This window comes from Streptomyces sp. NPDC005492, assembly GCF_040605995.1.
Lineage (GTDB): Bacteria > Actinomycetota > Actinomycetes > Streptomycetales > Streptomycetaceae > Streptomyces.
In genome coordinates this window covers 83,668-106,885 of record NZ_JBEXDX010000014.1, presented here as the reverse complement: position 1 = coordinate 106,885, position 23,218 = coordinate 83,668, and the positions used below count along the sequence as shown (strand labels likewise).

22 protein-coding genes and 1 riboswitch are annotated in these 23,218 nt (G+C 69.8%); of the genes, 9 read left to right on the top strand and 13 right to left on the bottom strand.

Features of this window, described 5'->3' with window-relative positions; all coding sequences use genetic code 11:
* Together aroA and ABZT04_RS20855 are read right to left on the bottom strand one after the other, a co-directional pair.
* Entirely contained in the window at positions 1–1,335 is a 1,335-nt protein-coding gene (gene aroA, locus ABZT04_RS20860) for a 3-phosphoshikimate 1-carboxyvinyltransferase (protein ID WP_356058208.1), read from the bottom strand.
* A gap of 100 nt (positions 1,336–1,435) precedes the next feature.
* Positions 1,436–2,158 (bottom strand): M50 family metallopeptidase, encoded by a 723-nt coding sequence (locus ABZT04_RS20855; RefSeq protein ID WP_356058206.1) that lies wholly within the window; start codon positions 2,156–2,158, stop codon positions 1,436–1,438.
* A 50-nt stretch (positions 2,159–2,208) separates the two neighbouring features.
* Here ABZT04_RS20855 and ABZT04_RS20850 point away from each other — a divergent pair, with 50 nt between their 5' ends.
* The 8 genes from ABZT04_RS20850 (at position 2,209) to def (ending at position 9,457) form a co-directional block, all read left to right on the top strand.
* Positions 2,209–3,024, top strand: a complete 816-nt coding sequence (locus ABZT04_RS20850) for an SOS response-associated peptidase (RefSeq protein WP_356058205.1) — start codon at positions 2,209–2,211, stop codon at positions 3,022–3,024.
* A 1-nt stretch (position 3,025) separates the two neighbouring features.
* Complete coding sequence (locus ABZT04_RS20845; protein WP_356058203.1) at positions 3,026–3,652, top strand: alpha/beta family hydrolase; 627 nt, start codon at positions 3,026–3,028, stop codon at positions 3,650–3,652.
* A 246-nt stretch (positions 3,653–3,898) separates the two neighbouring features.
* Entirely contained in the window at positions 3,899–4,582 is a 684-nt protein-coding gene (gene sigR / locus ABZT04_RS20840) for an RNA polymerase sigma factor SigR (RefSeq protein ID WP_019058309.1), read from the top strand.
* The gene (gene rsrA / locus ABZT04_RS20835) at positions 4,579–4,881 is read left to right on the top strand and encodes a mycothiol system anti-sigma-R factor (protein WP_356058201.1); all 303 of its coding nucleotides are present in this window, start codon (positions 4,579–4,581) and stop codon (positions 4,879–4,881) included. The genes sigR and rsrA overlap by 4 nt, the downstream gene beginning before the upstream one ends.
* A gap of 125 nt (positions 4,882–5,006) precedes the next feature.
* Complete coding sequence (locus ABZT04_RS20830; RefSeq protein ID WP_356058200.1) at positions 5,007–6,314, top strand: HD-GYP domain-containing protein; 1,308 nt, start codon at positions 5,007–5,009, stop codon at positions 6,312–6,314.
* The gene (locus ABZT04_RS20825; protein WP_356058198.1) at positions 6,311–7,567 is read left to right on the top strand and encodes an HD domain-containing protein; all 1,257 of its coding nucleotides are present in this window, start codon (positions 6,311–6,313) and stop codon (positions 7,565–7,567) included. Before ABZT04_RS20830 ends, ABZT04_RS20825 begins: the two co-directional genes overlap by 4 nt.
* Before the next feature lie 104 nt (positions 7,568–7,671).
* Complete coding sequence (locus ABZT04_RS20820; protein ID WP_356058197.1) at positions 7,672–8,652, top strand: hypothetical protein; 981 nt, start codon at positions 7,672–7,674, stop codon at positions 8,650–8,652.
* A gap of 154 nt (positions 8,653–8,806) precedes the next feature.
* The gene (gene def, locus ABZT04_RS20815) at positions 8,807–9,457 is read left to right on the top strand and encodes a peptide deformylase (RefSeq protein WP_356058195.1); all 651 of its coding nucleotides are present in this window, start codon (positions 8,807–8,809) and stop codon (positions 9,455–9,457) included.
* Here def and ABZT04_RS20810 read toward each other — a convergent pair.
* Positions 9,433–10,413 carry a helix-turn-helix domain-containing protein gene (locus ABZT04_RS20810; RefSeq protein WP_356058193.1) on the bottom strand — a complete coding sequence of 327 codons (981 nt, stop codon included), beginning with the start codon at positions 10,411–10,413 and terminating at the stop codon, positions 9,433–9,435. The genes def and ABZT04_RS20810 overlap by 25 nt on opposite strands.
* Positions 10,414–10,506: 93 nt before the next feature.
* On the opposite strand from ABZT04_RS20810, the gene ABZT04_RS20805 reads away from it, so the two are divergent.
* Positions 10,507–10,665, top strand: coding sequence for a hypothetical protein (locus tag ABZT04_RS20805; protein WP_356058191.1), 159 nt, complete (start codon positions 10,507–10,509; stop codon positions 10,663–10,665).
* Here ABZT04_RS20805 and ABZT04_RS20800 read toward each other — a convergent pair.
* From ABZT04_RS20800 to ABZT04_RS20755, 10 genes are all read right to left on the bottom strand, one after another.
* Positions 10,643–11,098, bottom strand: a complete 456-nt coding sequence (locus ABZT04_RS20800) for a hypothetical protein (RefSeq protein ID WP_356058189.1) — start codon at positions 11,096–11,098, stop codon at positions 10,643–10,645. The genes ABZT04_RS20805 and ABZT04_RS20800 overlap by 23 nt on opposite strands.
* A 140-nt stretch (positions 11,099–11,238) precedes the next feature.
* Positions 11,239–13,320 (bottom strand): putative Ig domain-containing protein, encoded by a 2,082-nt coding sequence (locus tag ABZT04_RS20795; protein WP_356058187.1) that lies wholly within the window; start codon positions 13,318–13,320, stop codon positions 11,239–11,241.
* A gap of 298 nt (positions 13,321–13,618) precedes the next feature.
* Complete coding sequence (locus ABZT04_RS20790) at positions 13,619–14,638, bottom strand: ribonucleotide-diphosphate reductase subunit beta (protein ID WP_356058186.1); 1,020 nt, start codon at positions 14,636–14,638, stop codon at positions 13,619–13,621.
* A complete protein-coding gene (locus ABZT04_RS20785; RefSeq protein WP_356058185.1) occupies positions 14,638–17,028 on the bottom strand; it encodes a ribonucleoside-diphosphate reductase subunit alpha in 2,391 nt (796 codons plus the stop codon). The genes ABZT04_RS20790 and ABZT04_RS20785 overlap by 1 nt, the downstream gene beginning before the upstream one ends.
* A gap of 144 nt (positions 17,029–17,172) precedes the next feature.
* A riboswitch (cobalamin riboswitch) is annotated at positions 17,173–17,250 on the bottom strand.
* A 77-nt stretch (positions 17,251–17,327) separates the two neighbouring features.
* Entirely contained in the window at positions 17,328–17,834 is a 507-nt protein-coding gene (locus ABZT04_RS20780) for a GNAT family N-acetyltransferase (protein WP_356058184.1), read from the bottom strand.
* Positions 17,835–17,910: 76 nt separating this feature from the next.
* Entirely contained in the window at positions 17,911–19,521 is a 1,611-nt protein-coding gene (mctP, locus tag ABZT04_RS20775) for a monocarboxylate uptake permease MctP (RefSeq protein WP_356058182.1), read from the bottom strand.
* Positions 19,518–19,769, bottom strand: coding sequence for a DUF3311 domain-containing protein (locus ABZT04_RS20770; RefSeq protein ID WP_356058181.1), 252 nt, complete (start codon positions 19,767–19,769; stop codon positions 19,518–19,520). Before ABZT04_RS20770 ends, mctP begins: the two co-directional genes overlap by 4 nt.
* A gap of 138 nt (positions 19,770–19,907) precedes the next feature.
* Positions 19,908–20,108 carry a YbdD/YjiX family protein gene (locus ABZT04_RS20765; protein WP_356058180.1) on the bottom strand — a complete coding sequence of 67 codons (201 nt, stop codon included), beginning with the start codon at positions 20,106–20,108 and terminating at the stop codon, positions 19,908–19,910.
* On the bottom strand, positions 20,080–22,230 hold the full coding sequence (locus tag ABZT04_RS20760) for a carbon starvation CstA family protein (RefSeq protein WP_356058178.1): 2,151 nt from the start codon (positions 22,228–22,230) through the stop codon (positions 20,080–20,082). Before ABZT04_RS20760 ends, ABZT04_RS20765 begins: the two co-directional genes overlap by 29 nt.
* An 88-nt stretch (positions 22,231–22,318) precedes the next feature.
* Positions 22,319–23,083, bottom strand: a complete 765-nt coding sequence (locus ABZT04_RS20755; protein ID WP_356058177.1) for a GntR family transcriptional regulator — start codon at positions 23,081–23,083, stop codon at positions 22,319–22,321.
* Positions 23,084–23,218 lie beyond the last annotated feature (135 nt).

The window sequence follows — 23,218 nt, the reverse complement described above, 5'->3', positions numbered from 1 at the left end:
CTACGCCCCGTCCGCCCCGTCGCTCCCGAGCATCCCGGTCCACAGGTCGGGAAAGTCCGGGAGGGTCTTCGCCGTCGTCGCCACGTTCTCGATCCGCACGCCCTCGACCGCGAGGCCGATGATCGCGCCCGCGGTGGCCATGCGGTGGTCCTCGTAGGTGTGGAAGACCCCGCCGTGCAGGGGGCGCGGGCGGATGTGCAGACCGTCGGCGGTCTCGGTCACGTCGCCGTCCAGTTCGTTGATCTCCTTGGTGAGCGCGGCGAGCCGGTCCGTCTCGTGCAGCCGCAGGTGCGAGACACCGCGGAGCGTGGACGGCGAGTCCGCGAGGGCGGCCACGGCCGCGATGCCCGGGGTCAGTTCGCCGACCTCGCCCAGGTCCACGTCGATGCCGTGGATCGCACCCGAACCGGTGAACTCCAGCCCGTACTCGGTGAGTTCGCAGGAACCGCCCATCTCGGTGAAGATCTCCCGCAACCGGTCACCGGGCTGGGTGGTGCGCGCCGGCCAGTCCGGTACGAGCACCTTGCCGCCGGTCACCAGCGCCGCCGCGAGGAACGGCTGGGCGTTCGACAGATCCGGCTCCACGGTCAGGTCCCGGCCCAGCAGCGCGCCCGCGGTCACCCGCCAGACGTTCGGCTCGCCTCCCGACTCCGGGGTGTCCACCTGAGCGCCGACCGCGCGCAGCATGTCGACCGTCATCCGGATGTGCGGCATCGAGGGGAGGGAGGAACCGATGTGCCGGACCTCGACGCCCTGGTTGAAGCGGGGCCCGGACAGCAGCAGCGCGGACACGAACTGGGACGAGGACGAGGCGTCGATCTCCACCGGCCCGCCGTCCAGCGCGCCCCCGCCGTGCACGGTCAGCGGCAGCGCGCCCCGGCCGTCGTCGTCGATCCGGGCACCGAGCACGCGCAGCGCGTCGATCACACCGTGCAGGGGACGTTCGTACGATCGGGGGTCGCCGTCGAAGCGGATGGGGCCGTCGGCCAGCGCGGCGACCGGCGGCAGGAAGCGCATCACCGTGCCCGCGTTGCCCACGTCCACGGTGGCCGGGCCGTGCAGGCCCGAGGGGATGACCCGCCAGAACTCGCCGGAGCCGTCCGGGCCCACGCCCTCCTCGATGCCGACGCCCATCGCGCGCAGGGCTCCGGCCATCAGCAGGGTGTCGCGGGAGCGGAGCGGGCGGCGCAGCCAGCCGGGTTCGCTCGCGAGGGCGGCGAGGACGAGGGCGCGGTTGGTGACCGACTTGGACCCGGGCACATGGACCGTCGCGTCGACGGCTCCGGCGGCGGTGGGGGCGGGCCAGAGGGCGGTTTGGTCGTTGTTCGGGGCCATGCGCCCCACTGTATAAGCAGGCCGTCTCCCGGGTGCCGCGCCGTTGTGGCCGGTCGTACCCGCACGGCGGTACCGCGGCTCGGGTCGGCTCCGCGCCGCGTCACCACTCCAGCAGCCACCTGCCGCCGCCGATCAGCGAGCACAGCGACACCAGGTGGAACAGGAACAGCCACAGGCCCCCCGGTACGTGGGTCAGCCGGGCCAGTTGGTCCGCGTCCGAGTCGCCCGCGCCGCCCCTCGACCTCTTGGCCTGCAACTCGAAGGCCGGGCGCACCCCGCCGAGGAGCAGGAACCACACCACCGCGTACGCGAAGGCCGCCTGGACCTGAGGACCGGTCAGCCAGGAGACCAGGAGGAAGGCCGCGCCGCTGAGGATCACCGTGAGGGCGCCGTAGGCGTTGCGGATCATCACCAGCATGGCGATCAGCAGGAGGGTCGACAGCCACAGGAGGAGCGTGATGTGGCCGGCGCCGAGGAGGGCGGCGCCGCCCAGGCCCAGGAGCGGGGGAGCGGTGTAGCCGGCGGCCGCGGTGAGGATCATGCCGAGGCCGTGCGGCTTGCCCCGGCTGACGGTGAGGCCGCTGGTGTCCGAGTGCAGGCGGATGCCGGTGAGGGTACGGCCGGTCAGCAGCGCCACCAGGCCGTGACCGCCCTCGTGGGCGATGGTGATGGCGTTGCGGGAGAGGCGCCACACCCCGTGCGGGACGACCACCGCCAGCGCGGCGACCAGGGTGGCGATCACCACCCACAGATCCGGGTCGGGCTGGCTGCCGAAGACCTCGTCCCAGAGTGCGGGTATGGAGGCGATTGCGGTGCTGTCCATTGGTGGCGGAGGCTCCCGTGGGTGTCGTCGAATCTGGCAGTCTGGCACGTATGTGCGGACGGTATGCAGCGAGTCGTGGGCCCGAGGATCTCGCAGGAGTCTTTGAGGTTGAGAAGTGGGAGCCCGAGGAAGTTCTGGCTCCCGACTACAACGTGGCCCCGACCAAGGAGGTCTATGCCGTCCTCGACCGTCCCGTTAAGGACGCGGACAGTGCTGAGCCGGTTCGGCAGTTGCGCCGGCTCAAGTGGGGACTCGTGCCGAGCTGGTCGAAGACCCCCGAGGGCGGCGCGCGGATGATCAACGCGCGCGCGGAGACCGTGCACGAGAAGCCGTCGTACCGCCGCGCCTTCGCCGCCCGGCGCTGCATCATCCCCGCCGACGGCTACTACGAGTGGGTCACCGCCAAGGACGAGCGGGAGCTGGAGGTCGAGGGCAAGAAGAAGCGGCAGCGCAAGCAGCCCTACTTCGTGCTCCCCGCCGACGGCTCGGTGTTCGCGATGGCCGGGCTCTACGAGTTCTGGCGGGACCGGACCCTGCCCGACGACCATCCGCTCGCCTGGTGGGTCACCTGCTCGGTGATCACCACCGAGGCGGAGACGACCCCGCTGGCGGTCGCCCCGGCCGACGGACCGCACGCGCTGGCCGACATCCACCCGCGGATGCCCCTGATGCTCACCCCGGACCGCTGGGACTCCTGGCTCGACCCCGCCCGCACCGACCCCGACGAACTGCGCGAACTGCTCGCCCCGCCGCCCGCCGGACTGATGCGCGCCTACCCGGTGTCCACGGCCGTCAGCAACGTCCGCAACAACGGACCGGAGCTGCTGAAGGAGCTGGAGGGGCCCGAGGAGGGCACACTCTTCTGATGTGAGCGAGATCATCGAGACCGAAGCGGGAACGGCCCGCATCACCTGGCACCGGGCGAAGAAGGCGCGGCTCGTCCTCGCCGTCAGTCATGGCGCGGGCGGTGGCATCGAGGCCCGCGACCTCCAGGCCCTCGCCGCCGCGCTCCCCGCGCACGGGGTCACCGTCGCGCTGGTCGAACAGCCGTGGCGGGTGGCCGGGAAGAAGATGGCACCCGCGCCGAAGACGCTCGACACCGGCTGGCGCGGGATCTGGCCGACGGTGGCGAAACCGGGCCTGCCGGTGATCTCCGGTGGCCGGAGCGCGGGCGCCCGCGTGGCCTGTCGTACGGCGACGGCGCTGGGCGCCGCCGCCGTCCTCGCCCTGAGCTTCCCGCTGCACCCGCCCGGCAGGCCCGAGAAGTCCCGCGCCGCCGAACTGCTCGGGGCCGGGGTGCCCACGCTCGTCGTACAGGGCGGAAACGACCCGTTCGGGAAACCGGAGGAGTTCCCGCCGGGCGAACACGAACTCGTCGAGGTGCCGTACGGCGACCATGGTTTCGCCGTGCCCAAGCGGGCGGAGATCGGTCAGGAGGAGGCCCTGGAGATCATCACGGGGCGCGTGGTGGAGTGGACTCGAACACTGGGGTAAGGGGCGGGAATGCCGAGCCCGTTACCACTGTTGAGGCGGACAGAGAGAGACCTTCAGAGCCGTAGAGAGGAAGTCCGCCGCATGGGTTCGACCTTCTGCCCGGCCCGTGGCAGCCGCCCCGACCTGGACTGGTCGGTGCTGCACGCGACCAAGGCCACCCCTATTGGGGCGGCGGGCGGACCGGATCGTCGTCTATCCTCCGATTCTGGTGGCATCGGCTTCGGTGCCACCCGGAATCTTGAGGAGGTGGGTCCGGTTCCCGGTACCGACGCAGGGACCGAACACGGCCAGGCGGAGCAGCCCGAGGGCCAGGGCACGAGCACGGAGTCCACGACGGAGCGCAGTGCGCGCTTCGAGCGGGACGCGCTCGAATTCCTCGACCAGATGTATTCGGCCGCGCTGCGGATGACCCGTAATCCGGCCGACGCCGAGGACCTGGTGCAGGAGACGTACGCCAAGGCGTACGCGTCCTTCCACCAGTTCCGTGAGGGCACCAACCTCAAGGCGTGGCTGTACCGGATTCTCACCAACACGTTCATCAACTCGTACCGCAAGAAGCAGCGTGAACCCCAGCGCTCGGCGGCCGAGGAGATCGAGGACTGGCAGCTCGCCCGTGCCGAGTCGCACATGTCGACCGGTCTGCGCTCCGCCGAGTCGCAGGCGCTCGACCACCTGCCCGACTCGGACGTGAAGGAAGCGCTCCAGGCGATCCCCGAGGAATTCCGCATCGCCGTCTATCTCGCGGACGTCGAGGGCTTTGCGTACAAGGAGATCGCGGACATCATGGGGACACCCATCGGTACGGTGATGTCCCGGCTGCACCGGGGCCGCCGTCAACTGCGCGGCATGCTCGAGGACTACGCGCGTGACCGCGGACTGGTCCCGGCCGGCGCCGGAGAGTCGAACGAAGCGAAAGGCTCGGGCTCATGAGCTGCGGAGAGCCGCACGAGACGGACTGCAGTGAGGTCCTCGCCCATCTCTACGAGTTCCTCGACAGGGAGATGCCGGACGCGGACTGCACCAAGTTCGAGGTGCACTTCGAGGAGTGCTCGCCGTGCCTGGAGAAGTACGGCCTGGAACAGGCCGTGAAGAAGCTCGTCAAGCGCTGCTGCGGACAGGACGACGTGCCGACGGATCTGCGCTCCAAGGTGATGGGACGCCTGGAGATGATCCGGTCCGGACAGGCCGTGCCCGAGCACGATGTGACGGCCTCCCCGCAGGAGTCCTGACCCTCCGTCTCTTCCCTGCCCATCACCCGTTCGTGCTAATCCGCGGGTGATAAGCCCGCACGCCTCCCGCGACCGCCCTAGGCTCCTCGGCCTGGACAGGCATGGTCGGGGGAAGGGCACTGGGCATGGAGGCGACACCGGCACGCGCACGTGCGTACGTCGTCTGCGTCGCCGTCGGCGCCCTGTGCTGTCTGCTTCCGCTGCCGGCCGTCCACACACCCTGGTGGGCGGTCGCGCTGCTGGCCGCCCTCTACGCCGGGTGCGAGCAGGTCGCCCGCCGACGGTTCGCCGGCACCTTCTACCCCGTGCTGCTCGCCGCGGCCTTCCTCCTGCCACCGCCCGCCGCCGCGCTCGTACCGCTGCCGGGCGCCCTCCTCTCCCATGTCGAGCAGGGTCCGCCCTGGCTGCGCCGGAGCTGGCGGGCCGCGCAACTCGCGCTCGCCGTCTGGGCGGCGGGACGCGTGCACTGGGCGCTGGGCGGGCGCGACGCGGTCGTCGCGTCCGACTTCCCGTACGCGCTGGTGCCCGCCCTCGCCGCCGTCCTCGTCTTCTGTCTGGCCCTCACCGTCCTCGACGGCGGGATTCTCGCGCTGGCCGCGGGGATGCCCGTACGACGGACCTGGCGCGGCCTGTTCCTACGGTCCCTGGCGCCCATCGGCGTGCACGGGCTCGCCGGGCTGATGATGGCCGTCCTGTGGCGCAGCCCCTACGGCCCCGTCGCCGCGCTGCTCGTGCTGTTGCCGATGGGAGTGTCCTGGTGGGTGTTCGCCCAGTACCACCAGGAACGCGCCGCCCATCAGGCCACCATCCGCGCGCTCGTCCAGGCCGTCGACATCAAGGACGGGTACACCCGCGGGCACAGCGAGCGGGTCGGGCAGGCCTCGATGATGATCGCGCGCGAACTGGGCATGGACGACGCCCGGGTCGAGGTCCTGCGCTTCGCCGGGATCCTGCACGACGTGGGGAAGCTGGGCGTGCCCACCCGGCTGCTGCGCAAGGACGGGCCGCTCACTCCCGAGGAGCGGCGGGTGATCGAACTGCATCCCGAGTACGGGCACGAGATGGTGCGCGGAATCGGTTTTCTCGGCGAGGCCCGGGCGGCTGTCCTGCACCATCACGAGCGGTTGGACGGGAGCGGGTATCCCTACGGGCTGCTGGGCAGTCAGATCCCGGAGTCCGCGCGGGTGGTCGCGGTCGCCGATGCCTTCGACGCGATGACGTCCACGCGGTCGTACCGGCGGGCTCGGCCGGTGTCTGCCGCGCTGGAGGAACTGTCGCGCTGTGCCGGTACGCAGTTCGACCCGTTGATGGTGCGGGCGTTGGTGCGGGCCCTCGGGCGGTGTGGGTGGCATCCCTCGGTCACAGCCGACGAGGTCCACTCACCCATTGCTTTCCCACCCACTCCACCCGTTTCCAGCGGGGTGAGAGGTTGACGAACAGACCATCTCCCTCCCGCCCCATCCGCCTCCTCATCCACACCTCCGCCACCCTCCTCGCCACCACCTCCCTCGCCCTCACCCTCTGGACCGGCATCGAAGAACGCGGAGTCGCCCTCGCCTTCGGAGTGCTCGTCGCCGTAGGGGAGTTGAGCCGCTGGAACGGGACGACCGGCCTGCGGGAGACCGCGCCCCTCGGCGCCGCCGGCGCCCTCTCCTACGCGCTGCTCGGCGCCGATGCCGGGCAGCCCACCCACCACGGTCTCTTCCAGGTCGTCGCCGTGGTCGTCGCCGCCTCGCTCGTGGGCTGTGTGCCGCACATCGCGCGCGGTCGCAGCCGGACGCCCGACCATCTGGCGCGCCGCGTCCTGACCGTCGGCTTCGCGGCCGTCTGCTTCCAACCCCTGTACAGCCAAGGGGTGTTCGGACACTGGGGCGGCCCCGCCTACGCCCTGCTGCTGCTCGCGCTGCTCTCCCTCACCGCCCTCTGCGACGCCGTGCTGGCCGCCGCGCTCGCCCACTCCCGCACCGGATGGCGCTTCGGCCCGCTGCTCCGGGACGAGCTGCGCGGGATGCCCGGGATCGGGTCGGCGGTCTGCGCCACCGGCGCGGTGATGGCGCTCGCGGTCGCGGTGGTCGGGCTGTGGGCGGTGCCGGTGTTCTCCGTGCCGCTGCTGCTGACCCAGCTCTCCTTCCGGCGGTACGCGGCCGTACGGACCACCTACCGGCAGACCATCGCCTCCCTCGCCCGCTCCACCGAGATAGCGGGGTACACCCCGGCCGGGCACGCCCGCCGGGTCGCCGCGCTCTGCCAGGCGGTCGGGCGGGACCTGGGGCTGTCCGAGCCCGACCTCACCGTCCTGGAGTACGCCGCCCTGATGCACGACATCGGCCAGCTCAGCCTCGTCGACCCGGTACCGGCCGGCGCCACCGCCGTCCTCCCCGTGGAGGAGCAGCGGCGGATAGCACTGCTCGGCGGGGCCGTCGTACGGCAGACCGGGGTCAGTCCTCAGGTGGCGGCCGTCGTGGAGCGGCAGGCCGACCCCTACCGGGAGCAGCCGCTCAGCGCGCGAATTGTCCGGGCCGTGAACGCGTACGAGGAGAAAACCCGGGCAGGCGGCCCGGGCGGGCCTCTTCGGGCGCTGGAGGAGCTGCGCCTCGGGACCGCCGGGGACTACGCTCCCGAGGTCGTGGAAGCGCTGGCCCGGGTGCTGTCCCGGGACTGTCTGACCTTGCCCTCGGCTGGGTAACCCATGGGTAATGAGCGCCCTTCCAGTCGTACATGGTTGGATGCGAAGAAGAGGGTGTCCGGGGGCATGGCCAGCCCACTGAACGGAACTGGCAGGCGGGAATCGTGAGGATCTTCGGCAAGGGACGGCACCGGCCCTCCGCCTCCTGGCGGCAGGCCACAGACCGCGCGTTCACGCTGATCGGCGACGGTCGGTACGAGGACGCGGGCGCGCTGCTGACGCGGGCCGCCGATCTGGAGCCCTGGCTCTCCGAGTCCTGGTTCAACCTCGCCCTGCTGCACAAGTTCCGGCACGACTGGGAGCAGGCCCGGGCGGCCGGTCTGCGGGCCGTCGCGCTGCTCGACCGGGAGGCCGGCGCACCTGACTGGTGGAACGTGGGCATCGCGGCCACCGCCCTCCAGGACTGGCCGCTGGCCCGGCGGGCCTGGCAGGCGTACGGCCTGCGGGTGCCGGGCGGGGTCGCCGCCGCGGGCGAACCGGCCGGTATGGACCTCGGCAGCGCGGCCGTACGGCTGTCGCCCGAGGGCGAGGCCGAGGTGGTGTGGGGGCGGCGGCTGGACCCGGCCCGTATCGAGGTGCTCTCCATCCCGCTGCCCTCGTCCGGGCGGCGCTGGGGCGAGGTCGTGCTGCACGACGGAGTGCCGCACGGCGAGCGGACCACCGCCGCCGGGCACTCCTACCCCGTGTTCGACGAGATCGAGCTGTGGGCGCCGTCGCCCGTGCCGACGTGGGTGGTGCTGCTGGAGGCCGCGACGGAGGCGGACCGGGACGCGCTCGAGCAGTTGGCCGCGGACGCGGGGTTCGCGGCGGAGGACTGGTCGTCGTCGGTGCGGTTGCTGTGCCGGATGTGTTCCGAGTCGCGGATGCCCTCCGACGAGGGGGACGGGGAGCATCTTGATCCCCATGACCACAGTGAGCCCGGTCATCCCGGGCCGCTGGGGCATCGGACGGACGGGCAGTTGTGGGTGCCGGAGCGGGAGTGCGGGTTGGCTGCGCCGGCTTCGCTGGTGCGGGGGTTGTTGGACGGGTGGGTTGCCGACAGCCCTGATTCTCGGGACTGGCGGGATTTGGAAGAGGTCTGCTGAGGCGGCTCGCATGTGCGGGCTCGTTGTAGCTGGCCGCGCCCACGCGGCGGAGCCGCATATCGGGCACAGTCCCGCGCCCCTAAAAGACAAAGCACTGCACGTACCCTGTATCAGCAACTTCACCCCCTTGGTTTTGAGGAAGGCGTTCGTCGGCATGGCGCAGCAGGACACCGATCAGCAGCACGTGGGCGTGCTCCCCGTGGATGACGAGGGATTCGTCGTCGACACCGAGGAGACCGAGGAGCGTGAGGCGGCCTGGCGGGAGCGGGGGACCTCGCGGGCGATCACGGTCGTCGGGAATCCGGTGCTGCACAAGGAGTGCGCGGACGTCACCGATTTCGGTGCGGAGCTTCAGACGTTGGTCGCGGACATGTTCGCCTCGCAGCGCACCGCCGAGGGGGTCGGCCTCGCCGCCAACCAGATCGGCGTGGGCCTCAAGGTCTTCGTCTACGACTGCCAGGACGACGAGGGCAAGCGGCACGTCGGGGTCGTCTGCAACCCCAAGCTCGTCGATCTGCCCGCGGACAAGCGGCAGTTGGACGAGAGCAACGAGGGGTGTCTGTCGGTGCCGACCGCGTACGCGCCGCTCGCCCGCCCGGACTACGCCGAGGTGACCGGCCAGGACGAGCAGGGCAACCCGATCAAGGTGCGCGGCACGGGCTACTTCGCCCGGTGCCTGCAGCACGAGACCGACCACCTCTACGGCTACCTCTACATCGACCGGCTCTCCAAGCGCGACCGCAAGGACGCGCTGCGGCAGATGGCCGAGAACGAGCCCCGCTACCCCGTGGTCGCCAACGACTGAGCCTCCGGGCCTCGGAACGTGCGCCGGTAGGCGTTCGGGGTGATGCCGAGGGCCCGGACGAACTGGTGGCGCAGCGCGGGCGCGGTGCCGAAGCCGGTGCGCCAGGCGATCGCGTCCATCGTCTCGTCCGTCCCCTCCAGCAACTGCTGGGCCAGCAGCACCCGTTGGCGCAGGATCCAGCGGTACGGCGTGGTCCCGGTCTCCTGCTGGAAACGGCGGGCGAAGGTGCGCGGTGACATATGGGCACGGGCGGCGAGCTGTTCGACGGTGACCTCCTGGTCGAGGTGCTCGGCCATCCACACCAGCACCTCGCCCACCGTGTCGCACTGCGAGCGCGGCAGCGGCCGCTCGATGTACTGGGCCTGGCCGCCGTCCCGGTGCGGCGGTACGACCATGCGCCGGGCGATGGCGTTGGCGACCTCAGGGCCCTGTTCCTTGCGCACGATGTGCAGACAGGCGTCGATGCCGGCGGCCGTACCGGCGGAGGTGATCACCGGGTCCGCGTCGACGTACAGCACGTCCGGCTCCACGACGATCTTCGGGTACCGGCGGGCGAGCAGCTCCGCGTGGTGCCAGTGCACCGCGCACCGGCGCCCGTCCAGCAGCCCGGCGGCGGCCAGCACGAACACGCCCGAGCAGACACTGAGCACCCGGGCGCCCCGGTCCACGGCCCGCCGCAGCGCGTCGAGCAGTTCCTCGGGATACTCCCGCGCCGCGTAGGTCGCACCGGCCGGTACGGCGATGAGATCCGCGCTCTCCAGCCGCTCCAGGCCGTGCTCGACAGCCAGCGAGAAGCCCGCGTGGGTGGACAGGGTCGGACCCTCGGCCGAGGCGACCGCGAAGTCGTAGACCGGCAGGCCCTCGTCGCTGCGGTCGAGGCCGAACACCTCGCAGACGACGCCGAGTTCGAAAGGGTGCACGCCGTCGAGCAGGACGACGGCCACGTTCTTCAGCATGCTGCCAGTGTGCGCCAGATGTGGCAGTAAATCGAGGGTGGACGGCAGTACTGCCACTCACGGTAAGGAGTGTAAGGCGGGACAGTGGTGTCTATGAACACAGCCATGGACAACCTCATCGCCCTCCTGACCGTCCTCGGCATCTTCGTCGCCGTGACCTTCCCTTCGCTGCTCGGCATCGCGCGCGAGCGGCGCATCGACCGTCAGATCAGGACGGCCCACCGACTCATCACTTCGTCACCACGACGGTGACCGACCACTCCTGAATGCCCTTGCAGGAGATCTTGTGCGGGGCGGTCGCGCACAGCGGCCGGGACGAGGTGAGCTTCACGGTCCCGGCCTTGACCGCCTTGTACGCGTTGCTCGCGTCGCCGGGCCGGATCAGGATCCCGCTGTTGGTGGCCTCCAGGCCGGTGCCGGCGGTCTTGACCGGCGCCCAGGGCCGGGCGGTCGTCCCGTCCAGCAGGATGCGGACGGTGTGACCGGTCGCCAGGCAGAACGTGCCGTTGGTGTCACTGGCGGCCAGGTTCTCCTTCGCCGTACAGCCCGATGTGCTCTTGCTCGGTGTGGGGGACGCGGACGGCGACACGCTGCCGCTTCCGGTGTCGGACTTCGTGCCGCAGCCCGCGAGGGCGAGCGCCAGGGTGGCGACGGCGAGGGACGGACCAAGGATCGATCGACGCATGGGGGGCCTCCTTGCCCCTTTGACGTGTCACGGACGCATCCGGATCCCCTGTGAGGGGTGAAGTATTCGTGGACATGACAGGGCCCGCATGACAGAGCCCCGGCCGCTGCGAGACGGCCGGGGCTCAGCTCATGAGGAGGTCAGCTGGTCGTCACGGCGGTGTCGTCGAGGACGAAGCTGGTCTGGAGGGAGGAGTCCTCGACGCCGCTGAACTTCAGCGAGACGGTGGAGCCGGCGAAGGAGGACAGGTCGAAGCTCTTCTGCGCGTACCCGGTGGCCTTGTTCAGGTTCGAGTACGTCGCGAGCGTGGTCGAACCGGCGGTGACCGTCAGCTTGTCGTACGCGGTGCTGGTGGAGGTCTCCGCGGTGTCGATGTGCAGGTAGAAGGTGAAGGTGGCCTTGCAGCCGGACGGGACGGTCACCGACTGGGACAGCGTGTCGGTGTGGGTCGAGCCGTAGCCGTCGAGCCACGCGTAGTACGAGCCCGCGTGCGCGGCCTCGCCGGTGTCGTTGGTGATGACACCGCTGCTCGCGGTCCAGGTGGTGCTCCCGGACTCGAAGCCCGCGTTGCCCAGGAGCTGGGTCGAGGTGCAGGTACCGCCGCCGGAGGTGCTGACCGTCCAGGTGAAGGAGGCCGAGCCGGAGGCGCCGGTGGAGTCGGTCGCGGTCACCGTGACGGCGTAGGTGCCGGCGGTGGACGCGGTGCCGGAGATGAGACCGGTCGAGCTGGAGATGGACAGCCCGGTCGGCAGCCCGCTCGCGCTGTAGGTGAGGGTCGCGCCCGCGCTGTCCGAGGCCGAGATCTGGAGGCTCGCCGAGCTGCCGGTCGCGGTGGACTGGCTGCCCGGGTTGGTGACCGTCACCGTGTTGCCGGTCGTGGTGCCGGAGGTGAAGGCGGCGGTGCCGTCCGGGGTGCCCCAGCCGGTCGGGCCGTCGTAGCCGGTGCCCGCGGTGCAGAAGTAACTCGGCGAGCAGGAGCCGTTGTTGCCGCTGGTGACGTCGTACAGGTTGCTGGTGTGGGAGTAGGGGTACTTCGCCGGGTAGTCACTGGAGCCCGGCGTGCCGGCCAGCGCGTAGACGCCCGCGATGATCGGGGACGAGGCGCTGGTACCGCCGTAGACCGCCCAGCCGGAACCGCCGTAGGTGTCGTAGACGGCCACGCCGGTGGCGGGGTCGGCGACGGCGGAGACGTCGGCCTCCATGCGCTTGGTGCAGCCCGTGTCGGTCTGCCAGGACGGCTTCGCGTCGTAGGCGGAGCAGCCCGAGCCGGTGCCCTCGGTGCTGCTCGTCTTCCACACGGACTCGGTCCAGCCGCGGGAGTTGGAGGAGGAGGAGAGGGCGGTGCCGCCGACGGCCGTCACGTACTGGGACGTCGCCGGGTACTCGGCGCCGTAGGCCTCGTCACCGGAGGAGACGGTGATCGCGACGCCCGGGTGCTTGAAGTACGAGGTGTCCTCGCTGGTCTGCGAGGAGGACTCGCTGCCGCCCCAACTGTTGGAGACGAACTTCGCGCCCAGGGCGACGGCCTCGTTCTCGGCGGTGCCGAGGTTGGCGTCGGTGGCCGAAGTGGCCTCCACCAGAATGATGTTGCAGTTCGGGCAGACCGCGCTGACCATGTCGATGTCGAGCGCTTCCTCGCCCGCCCAGCCGGTGTCGTTCGTCGGCAGGGACGTGGTCGAGCCGGTCTGGCTGACCTGCTTGAAGCAGCCGCTGGCCTTGGTGCAGGCGGAGAGGCCGAAGTTGGAGCGGTACGTGGCCAGGTCCGACTCGGCGTTGGGGTCGTTGTACGCGTCGACCACGGCGACCGTCATACCGGAACCACCGGTCGAGGGCAGCGCGTACGCGCTGTGCAGGTTGGCCGGGCTCAGGCCGGACACGGCCGCGGCGGCGTCCGCGTGTACGGCGGCGGCCAACTGCTGCTTGATGTCGGTGCGCCGCTGCGCGAAACAGGCCGCCTGACCGGGGGCCGCGGTCGCGCACAGGTGCTCGGTCGGCACCTTCTGCCCGGCCTTGCCGGTCGAGTGGACGGCCTGGGCCGCGGGGGCGGTCAGGGCCTTGGAGTTCTGGGTGACCTTGGAGACCTGGGCGGACTGGGTGGTGGCATGGGGGACCGTCTGCGCACCGGCGGGCGCCGCGGCCACCAGGCCGAAGACGCTCAGGGTGAGGGCGGGTATCGCGGCCGTAAGGAGTCTTCGCAGACTGCGTCTGGGCTTCTCACGCATGGGGGTACTGCCTCCGTCGAGTCGATGGGAGTGGGGTTCCTCGGCGTGGTGGCAGGCCTGTGACGCGCGTAGCGGCGGCGTTGAACGTCGTCATGGGCATGACACTTTGAGCGTTCTGTGATGCCGTCCGTGGAGTCGTTGTGCGTGACATGAACAGGACGGGCAGAACGTAGCCGGGGCGAGGAGACCGGGAACAGATGCCCCCCAAGAACTTTGCCGCCCCATAGAAAGTCCATGGACGGCCCATGGAAGCTCCATGGGCCGTCCCAGTCCTTACGACTGCCTCGCGGTCCTACGGCTAGAAGTCCTCGTCGAGGTCGACCGACCCCTCCACCGCGACCTGGTACGCCGACGGGCGGCGCTCGAAGAAGTTGGTCAGCTCCTGCACACCCTGCAACTCCATGAAGGAGAAGGGGTTTTCGGAGCCGTAGACCGGGGCGAAGCCCAGCCGCTGGAGGCGCTGGTCCGCGACGCACTCCAGGTACTGGCGCATCGAGTCGGTGTTCATGCCCGGCAGCCCGTCACCGCACAGATCACGCCCGAACTGCAGCTCCGCCTCGACGGCCTCTTTCAGCATGTCCGTGACCTGCTGCTGGAGTTGGTCGTCGAACAGCTCCGGCTCCTCCTTGCGGACGGTGTCGACCACCTCGAAGGCGAAGCTCATGTGCATGGTCTCGTCGCGGAACACCCAGTTGGTGCCGGTGGCGAGGCCGTGCAGGAGACCCCGGCTGCGGAACCAGTAGACGTAGGCGAACGCGCCGTAGAAGAACAGGCCTTCGATGCACGCGGCGAAGCAGATCAGGTTGAGGAGGAAGCGGCGGCGGTCGGCCTGGGTCTGGAGGCTCTCCAGCTTCTCGACCTCGTTGATCCACTTGAAGCAGAACTCGGCCTTCTCGCGGATGGAGGGGATGTTCTCCACCGCGTCGAACGCCGCCGCGCGGTCCTCCGGGTCGGGGAGGTAGGTGTCCAGCAGGGTCAGATAGAACTGGACGTGCACCGCCTCCTCGAACAGCTGACGGCTCAAGTACAGCCGCGCCTCGGGGGAGTTGATGTGCTTGTACAGCGTCAGCACGAGGTTGTTCGCCACGATCGAGTCGCCCGTCGCGAAGAACGCGACCAGCCGGCCGATCATGTGCTGCTCACCCGGCGTCAGCTTCGCGAGGTCGGCGACGTCGGAGTGGAGGTCGACCTCCTCGACGGTCCAGGTGTTCTTGATCGCGTCCCGGTAGCGCTCGTAGAAGTCCGGGTAGCGCATGGGGCGCAGGGTCAGCTCGAAGCCCGGGTCGAGAAGGTTCTTCTCGGTGTTCGGGGTGGTCATTACTGGCAGGCCTCGCAGGACTCGGGGTTTTCCAGGGAGCAGGCGACCGCGTCTTCGTCGGGCGTCGACTGCTGTACGGGGACGGTGGCTTGGGCTTGCGCCTGGGCGGCGCGGGCGATGCGGGTCGCCGGGCGGGAGCGCAGGTAGTACGTCGTCTTCAGGCCCTGCTTCCAGGCGTACGCGTACATCGAGGAGAGCTTGCCGATCGTCGGCGTCTCCAGGAACAGGTTCAGGGACTGGGACTGGTCCAGGAACGGGGTGCGGGCGGCGGCCATGTCGATCAGGCCGCGCTGCGGGATCTCCCAGGCCGTGCGGTACAGGTCGCGGACGTCCTGCGGGACCCAAGTGAAGCCCTGCACCGAGCCGTTGGCCTCGCGCAGCGCCTCCCGGGTCTGCGCGTCCCACACGCCGAGCTGCTTCAACTCGGCCACCAGGTAGGAGTTGACCTGAAGGAACTCGCCGGACAGCGTCTCGCGCTTGAAGAGGTTCGAGACCTGCGGCTCGATGCACTCGTAGACACCCGCGATGGACGCGATGGTGGCCGTGGGCGCGATGGCCAGCAACAGGCTGTTGCGCATGCCGACTTGGGCGATGCGTTCCCGCAGCGCCGCCCAGCGCTCCGGCCAGGTCACCTCCACGCCGTAGTGGTCGGGGTGCAGGACGCCCCGGGCGGTACGGGTCTTCTCCCAGGCCGGGAGCGGGCCGTTGCGCTCGGCGAGGTCGGCGGAGGCCTCGTACGCGGCGAGCATGATGCGCTCGGCGATCCGCGTGGACAACGCCTGCGCCTGCGGGGAGTCGAAGGGGACGCGCAGCTTGAAGAAGACGTCCTGGAGGCCCATCGCACCCAGGCCCACCGGGCGCCAGCGCGCGTTGGAACGGCCCGCCTGCTCGGTCGGGTAGAAGTTGATGTCGACCACGCGGTCCAGGAAGGTGACGGCGGTACGGACCGTCTCGTCCAGCCGCTCCCAGTCGATGTCACGGGTCGCCGTATCGACAAATGCCCCCAGGTTCACGGAACCCAGGTTGCAGACCGCCGTCTCGCCGTCGTCCGTGACCTCCAGGATCTCCGTGCAGAGATTCGAGGAGTGGACGGTGTGGCCCGGCTCGGCCGTCTGGTTGGCGGTGCGGTTGGCCGCGTCCTTGAAGGTCATCCAGCCGTTGCCGGTCTGCGCGAGGGTGCGCATCATGCGGCCGTAGAGGTCACGGGCCGGGATGGTCTTGAGCGCGAGCCCCTCGGCCTCCGCCTTGCGGTAGGCCGCGTCGAACTCGTCGCCCCACAGGTCGACCAGCTCGGGCACGTCGGCCGGGGAGAACAGCGACCAGACGCCGTCCTCGTTCACCCGGCGCATGAACTCGTCCGGGATCCAGTGCGCCAGGTTGAGATTGTGCGTACGCCGGGCGTCCTCACCGGTGTTGTCGCGAAGCTCCAGGAACTCCTCGATGTCGGAGTGCCAGGTCTCCAGGTAGACCGCGGCGGCACCCTTGCGCCGGCCGCCCTGGTTCACCGCGGCGACCGAGGCGTCCAGCGTCTTCAGGAACGGCACGATGCCGTTGGAGTGCCCGTTCGTCCCGCGGATCAGCGAACCGCGGCTGCGGATACGGGAGTACGACAGGCCGATGCCACCGGCGTGCTTCGAGAGGCGGGCGACCTGGTGGTAGCGGTCGTAGATGGAGTCCAGCTCGTCCAGCGGGGAGTCGAGGAGGTAGCAGGACGACATCTGGGGGTGCCGCGTACCGGAGTTGAAGAGGGTGGGGGAGGAGGGGAGGTAGTCGAGGCGGCTCATCAGCCGGTAGAGCGCGGCGACTTCGTCGAGCGCGCGGACGCTGTCGTCCTCGGCGAGACCGGCGGCCACGCGGAGCATGAAGTGCTGGGGCGTCTCGATGACCTTGCGGGTGATCGGGTGCCGCAGGAGGTAACGGCTGTACAGGGTGCGGAGCCCGAAGTAGCCGAAGCGGTCGTCGCCCTCGGTGTCGATCAGCGCGTCGAGGCGGGCCGCGTGGAGCCGCGCGAACTCGGCGGTGCGGTCGGCGATCAGGCCCTCGCGGTGGCCCACGGCGACGGACCCGGTGAAGGTCGTGACGCCCTGGGAGGCGGCCTCGGCGGCGATGCCGATCGTCAGCAGCCGGGCGGCCAGCCGGGAGTAGACCGGGTCCTCGGAGATGAGGCCGGCGGCGGCCTCCGTGGCCAGTTCGCGCAGTTCCGTCTCGTCCGCATGCGCGGAGCGGCCGCGCAGGGTGGCGGCGGCGACCCGGCCGGGGTCGGCGTCGGGAAGGTCGGCGGTCAGCTCGGTCAGGGTCCGCAGGATCGCGGTGCCGGGGCCGTCGGCTCCGGTCGCGGTGTCCTCGTTCGCCTGGGTCGCTGAGGCCGGCTCTGCTGGCGCGATGGTCACGGTGGGGCTCTCCCTCGCTCGGCACGGGGCCTTGCGGGGGCGGACGGCAGCTCACGAGCGCATGGCGCGTCGCGTCCACCGGCCCACTCCACGAGGCCCGGACGTCATGCGCCCGGACCGGGTCGGCCGGGCACGCCGTCGGCAGGTCCTCGGACTGACCAGGTGCGCGTATACGCACAAGTACACCGTTGCGGGACAGTTCCGGATTCGCACCGGATTCCCCTGCGGCGACAGCGAGCATGAGCATACATCTTGTGCCGGGCTGCCGTGGCACCCCCAGATGTTGTGTCGCGACGGTTTCACAGCGTCAGTTGATAGGTGAGCAGAGTGAGATCGTCCAGGTGCGGCACGGGATTCCAGTCCCGGTCGGGTGTACGGACGAAACCCAGACGTTCGTAGATGCGGTGGGCCGCGTGCATGGAGCGCTGGGTCGACAGGACGACGGTTGTGCAGCCCCCTGTGGCCCGGGCGCGGTCGACGCAGGCGCGGACGAGGGCTTCGCCTGCGCCGCGGCCGCGGGCGGCATGGTCGACGGCGAGGGCGCGGATCTCGGCCTCGCCGGGGCGCGCTATGTCGGCCACGGGTCCGGGCCCGGGGACGAAGGTGACTCCGCCGAGCAGCCGGTCGCCGTCCACGGCGACCAGGACCTCGGCCGCGGCGGCCCGTCTCGCGACGTCCTTCAGCACGGGCAGGTACTCGTCGCCCTCGCCGTAGTCGAGGAGACCGTCGTCGAGGTAGGCGCGGGCGGTCATCTCGCCGAGGGGTTCGTACTCGTCGGGGGTCGCCTGGCGGATCACGAAGTCCATGCGACCGAGTGTGCCGGACGGGTACGACAACGGGCCGCCGGATTTCTCCGGCGGCCCGTCGCTCCGTCCGCGGCGACTAGTGGGATGCCCCGGCCGTCGCCGGCGGCAGTTCCACCTCTACGCCCGGGTCGCCCGCGTCCGCCGTGTAGTCGTCGGGGCTCGTCTCGTCGATTCCCTCCGGGGCCTTCAGCGCCTTCAGGGCGAAGGTCAGGACCACCGTGACGACGACGTTGAGCATGAACGCCGTCAGGCCGATGTAGCCGATCTCGCCGATCCCCGGGATCTCCTTCGCGGAGCCGCCGAAGTGGGCCTGGGTCGGTGAGGCGACCCCGTACGCGGCGAGGGTGCCGTAGATCATGCCGACCGCCCAGCCGGCGAGGAGGGCCCAGCGGTGGAACCAGCGGGTGAACAGGCCGCCGACCAGGGCCGGGAAGGTCTGGAGGATCCAGATGCCGCCCAGGAGCTGGAAGTTGATGGCGACCGTCTTGTCCATGGTGAGGACGAAGACCAGCGCGCCCACCTTCACCAGGAGGGAGACGATCTTGGAGACTTTCGTCTCCTGGGCCGGGGTCGCGTCCGGCTTGATGAAGTCCTTGTAGATGTTGCGGGTGAAGAGGTTCGCGGCCGCGATGGACATGATGGCCGCGGGGACCAGGGCTCCGATGCCGATCGCCGCGAAGGCCACCCCCGCGAACCAGTCCGGGAACATGTTCTCGAAGAGCTGCGGGATCGCCAACTGGCCGTTGGTGACCTTGACTCCGGCCGCGATCGCCATGAATCCGAGCAGTGCGAGCAGCCCCAGCATCAGTGAGTACAGCGGCAGGATCGTGGTGTTGCGGCGGATCACGTTGCGGCTCCGCGAGGAGAGCGTGGCCGTGATCGAGTGCGGGTACATGAACAGCGCCAGCGCCGAGCCCAACGCCAGGGTGGCGTACGTCCATTGGCCCGCCGGGGCCGGTACGAGACCGCCCGCTCCGGCCGCCTTGAACTTGGCGCCCGCCGCGCTGAAGATGTCGTCGAAGCCACCGAGCTTGATCGGGATGTAGATGATCGCCACCGCGATGACGATGTAGATCAGCCCGTCCTTCACGAACGCGATCAGCGCGGGCGCCCGCAGACCGGACGAGTAGGTGTACGCGGCCAGTACGGCGAAGGCGATCAGCAGCGGCAGGTCCTTCACGAACCAGTTGGAGTTCGCGCTGCCACCCACCCCCATGACGTCCAACACGGCCTGGATGCCGACCAGTTGGAGCGCGATGTACGGCATCGTCGCCAGGATGCCGGTTATCGCCACCGCCAGCGACAGGCTCTTGGAGCCGAAGCGGCCGCGCACGAAGTCCGAGGTCGTCACATAGCCGTGCCGGTGCGACACCGACCAGAGGCGCGGCAGGAACGTGAAGATGAGCGGGTACACCAGGATCGTGTACGGCACCGCGAAGAAGCCGGCCGCGCCCGCCGCGTAGACCGCCGCCGGTACCGCCACGAACGTGTAAGCGGTGTAGAGGTCGCCGCCGAGCAGGAACCAGGTGACCCAGGTGCCGAACGACCGTCCGCCCAGGCCCCATTCGTCGAGGCTGTGCTCGTTGTCGGCCCGGCGCCAGCGTGCGGCCAGGAAGCCCAGGACCGTGACAGCCAGGAAGAAGAAGATGAAGACGCCGAGGGCGACGCCGTTCACGCCGTCGTTCACCGGGTGCCTCCGTGGCGGGTCCGCTGGTCGTGCTGCCAGAGCTTGTAGGCGGTCATCGTCAGCGCCGTCGAGATCAGCACCCAGAGCATCTGGTACCAGTAGAAGAAGGGGATCCCGATGAACGTGGGGCCCGTCTTGGCGTAGGAGCCCACCCAGAGCATCGCCACGAAGGGCGCGAGCAGACAGACGGCGATGATCACCCGTACTGGTGTGACCACCGGCTGTCTCACTTCGGGCGCATCTGACATGTCGCGGCTCCGTCTCCTCGCTGATCACCTGTGTAATGCGCAGGCAATCTAGGTCACGGTGTCACCGGAGCGAAAGGCCTCGTCCGCATATCGGCATGTCGATTCCGTGAAAGTCCGACATCAGCTCTGACATCGGTGTCAGCAGCAGCGGAAACCCTGCCGGGGGTCGTTCTCCTGGCGTTCGGTCCGCATCCGTTCGAACGCGCGCCGGTCCGGGACCGCGGCCTCCGGGTGCTCCTTGCGTACGTGCGCCACATACCGCTCGTACGCGGACTCGTCGGTCAACTCCCGGACATACCACCGCACTCCGCTAACCGCCCGCCTGAACGCCGACCGCATCACGCGCCGCCGCCTCCTCCTCTTCCTTCTCCTCCCGGGTGGGGATCAGCCCGGCCGGTGCCACGATCTTCGACTCGACGTACGGCGTCTCGCTCAGCGTGGAGAGCGCCGGGCGGCGGAGGTGGCGCAGACAGACCCGGAGCGCGTCGGCGATCACGACCACGACCAGCACCGCGAGAATGGCCGAAAGCACCCCGTCCACCGTGGAGTTGGTGACCACGGTGTGCATGTCGTCCATGTTCTTGGCGGGCGGCAGGACCTTGCCCGCGTCGATCGCGTCCTGGAACACGGACCGTTGCTTGAAGAAGCCGACCTTCGGGTCACTGGAGAACACCTTCTGCCAGCTCGCGGTCAGGGTGACCGTCGCGTCCCAGGCGAGCGGAATCCCGGTGATCCAGGCCCACTTGAGACGGCCGGACTTCACCAGGAGGGTGGTGCAGACGGCCAGGGCGACGGCGGCGAGCAGCTGGTTGGAGATGCCGAAGATCGGGAAGAGCTGGTTGATCCCGCCGAGGGGTTCGTGGACGCCGACCCAGAGGAAGTAGCCCCACAGGGCGCACACGATCGCGCTGGTCAGCGCCAGGCCCGGCCGCCAACTCACGTTCCTGAAGGGCCGGTAGACGTTCCCCAGCATGTCCTGGAGCATGAACCGGCCCACCCGCGTGCCCGCGTCCAGCGCGGTCAGGATGAACAGCGCCTCGAACATGATTGCGAAGTGGTACCAGAAGGCGCGCAGACTCCCGCCGGTGACCTTGGCGAAGATCTCCGAGACCCCCACCGCGAGGGTGGGCGCACCGCCAGTGCGGGACAGCAGACTCGACTCGTCGACGTTCTTCGCGGCCTGCGCGAGGTCGGCGGGGGAGATGTGGTACCCCCAACTGCTCACCACCTGCGAGGCGTTCTGCACCGTCGTGCCGATCGCGCCCGAGGGGGCGTTCATCGCGAAGTACAGACCCGGGTCGATGATGCTCGCGGCGACCAGCGCCATCACGGCGACGGACGACTCCATCAGCATGGAGCCGTAGCCGATCATCCGGATCTGGGTCTCCTTCTGGATCATCTTCGGTGTCGTACCGCTCGATATCAGCGAGTGGAAGCCGGACAGGGCACCGCAGGCGATCGTGATGAAGACGAACGGGAAGAGCGAGCCGGCGAACACCGGGCCGTTGCCGTGCTTGGCGAAGTCGGTGATGGCGGGCATCTTCAGGGCGGGCAGGGCGACCACGACCCCGATCGCCAGCAGGGCGATGGTGCCGATCTTCATGAAGGTGGAGAGGTAGTCGCGCGGGGCGAGCAGCGTCCACACCGGCAGGATCGAGGCGATGAAGCCGTACGCCACCAGCCAGATCACCAGCGTCGAGGGCGCGAGCGTGAAGGCGCCGGCCCAGGACGACTCGGCGACCCAGCGGCCCGCGACCAGCGCGAGCAGCAGCAACGCCACGCCGATCAGGGAGACTTCGGAGACCCGGCCGGGGCGCAGGACCCGCAGATAGAAGCCCATCAGCAGCGCGATCGGGATGGTCATGCCGATGGAGAAGGTGCCCCAGGGGGAGGAGGCCAGCGCGTTCACGATGACCAGGGCCAGCACCCCGAGCAGGATGATCATGATGGCGAAGGTGGCGAGCAGTGCCGCGGCGCCGCCGAACGGGCCGATCTCCTCGCGGGCCATCTGACCGAGTGACCTGCCGTCGCGCCGGGTGGAGAAGAACAGCACCACCATGTCCTGGACCGCGCCCGCGAAGACGACACCGGCGATGATCCAGATCGTGCCGGGCAGGTAGCCCATCTGCGCGGCGAGCACGGGCCCGACGAGCGGTCCGGCGCCGGCAATCGCGGCGAAGTGGTGGCCCAGCAGGACACGGCGGTCGGTGGGGTGGAAGTCGATGCCGTTGTCGAGGCGTTCGGCCGGGGTGGCCCGGGTGCCGTCCACCTTCAGGACCTTGTACACGATGAACTTGGCGTAGAAGCGGTAGGCAATGGCGTACGAGCCGAGCGCGGCGGCGACCATCCAGGCGGCCGACACGTTCTCGCCCCGCGCCAGCGCGAGGACGGACCAGCCCGCCGCGGCGACGAGCGCGACGAGGGTCCAGACGACGATGGTTCGGACGTTCGCGGTACGCACCGGGGTGTCCTCCCGTCCATGCGGCGACGGGAGGAACGTAGAGCAGGAGCGGGAGTTGCGCTACACCGCGTGCATCACCTCGACCGGCTCAATCCTGCGGGCGCTTGAGGCGGGCCACGAACTTGTACCGGTCCCCCCGGTACACCGAGCGCACCCACTCCACCGGCTTGCCCTCCTTGTCGAGGGAGTGGCGGGAGAGCATCAGCATCGGCAGGCCGACGTCGGTGCTGAGCAGGCCGGCCTCGCGCGGGGTGGCCAGCGAGGTCTCGATGGTCTCCTCGGCCTCGGCGAGGTGGACGTCGTAGACCTCGGCCAACGCCGTATATAGGGACGTGTACTTGACCAGGGACCTGCGCAGCGCGGGGAAGCGCTTCGCGCTGAGGTGGGTGGTCTCGATCGCCATCGGCTCGGCGTTGGCCATGCGCAGCCGCTCGATGCGCAGGACCCGGCCGCCCGCGGTGATGTCGAGCAGGTCGGCGAGGGTGTCGTCGGCGGTGATGTAGCCGATGTCCAGGAGCTGCGAGGTCGGCTCCAGGCCCTGGGCGCGCATGTCCTCGGTGTACGAGGTGAGTTGGAGGGCCTGCGAGACCTTCGGCTTGGCGACGAACGTGCCCTTGCCCTGGATGCGCTCCAGGCGGCCCTCGACGACCAGTTCCTGAAGGGCCTGGCGGACGGTGGTGCGCGAGGTGTCGAACTCGGCGGCCAGGGTGCGCTCGGGCGGGACCGGTGTGCCGGGCGGCAGCGTGTCCGTCATGTCGAGCAGATGTTTCTTCAGGCGGTAGTACTTGGGCACACGCGCGGTGCGGACGGTGGCCCCACCCTCGTTCTCCGCACTGCTGACCTCGGTGCTCATGCTCTGCCTTCCCGGCTCCGGATGAGGGTCACTTCGTGATCCCTTCTGTATACCGTCGCGGTCGCTTTTGGTCTAGTCCACAGCGCCAAGTGGTCTAGCGGAAGAGAGTACTCCGGCACGGCTGTTTTCGCTGCC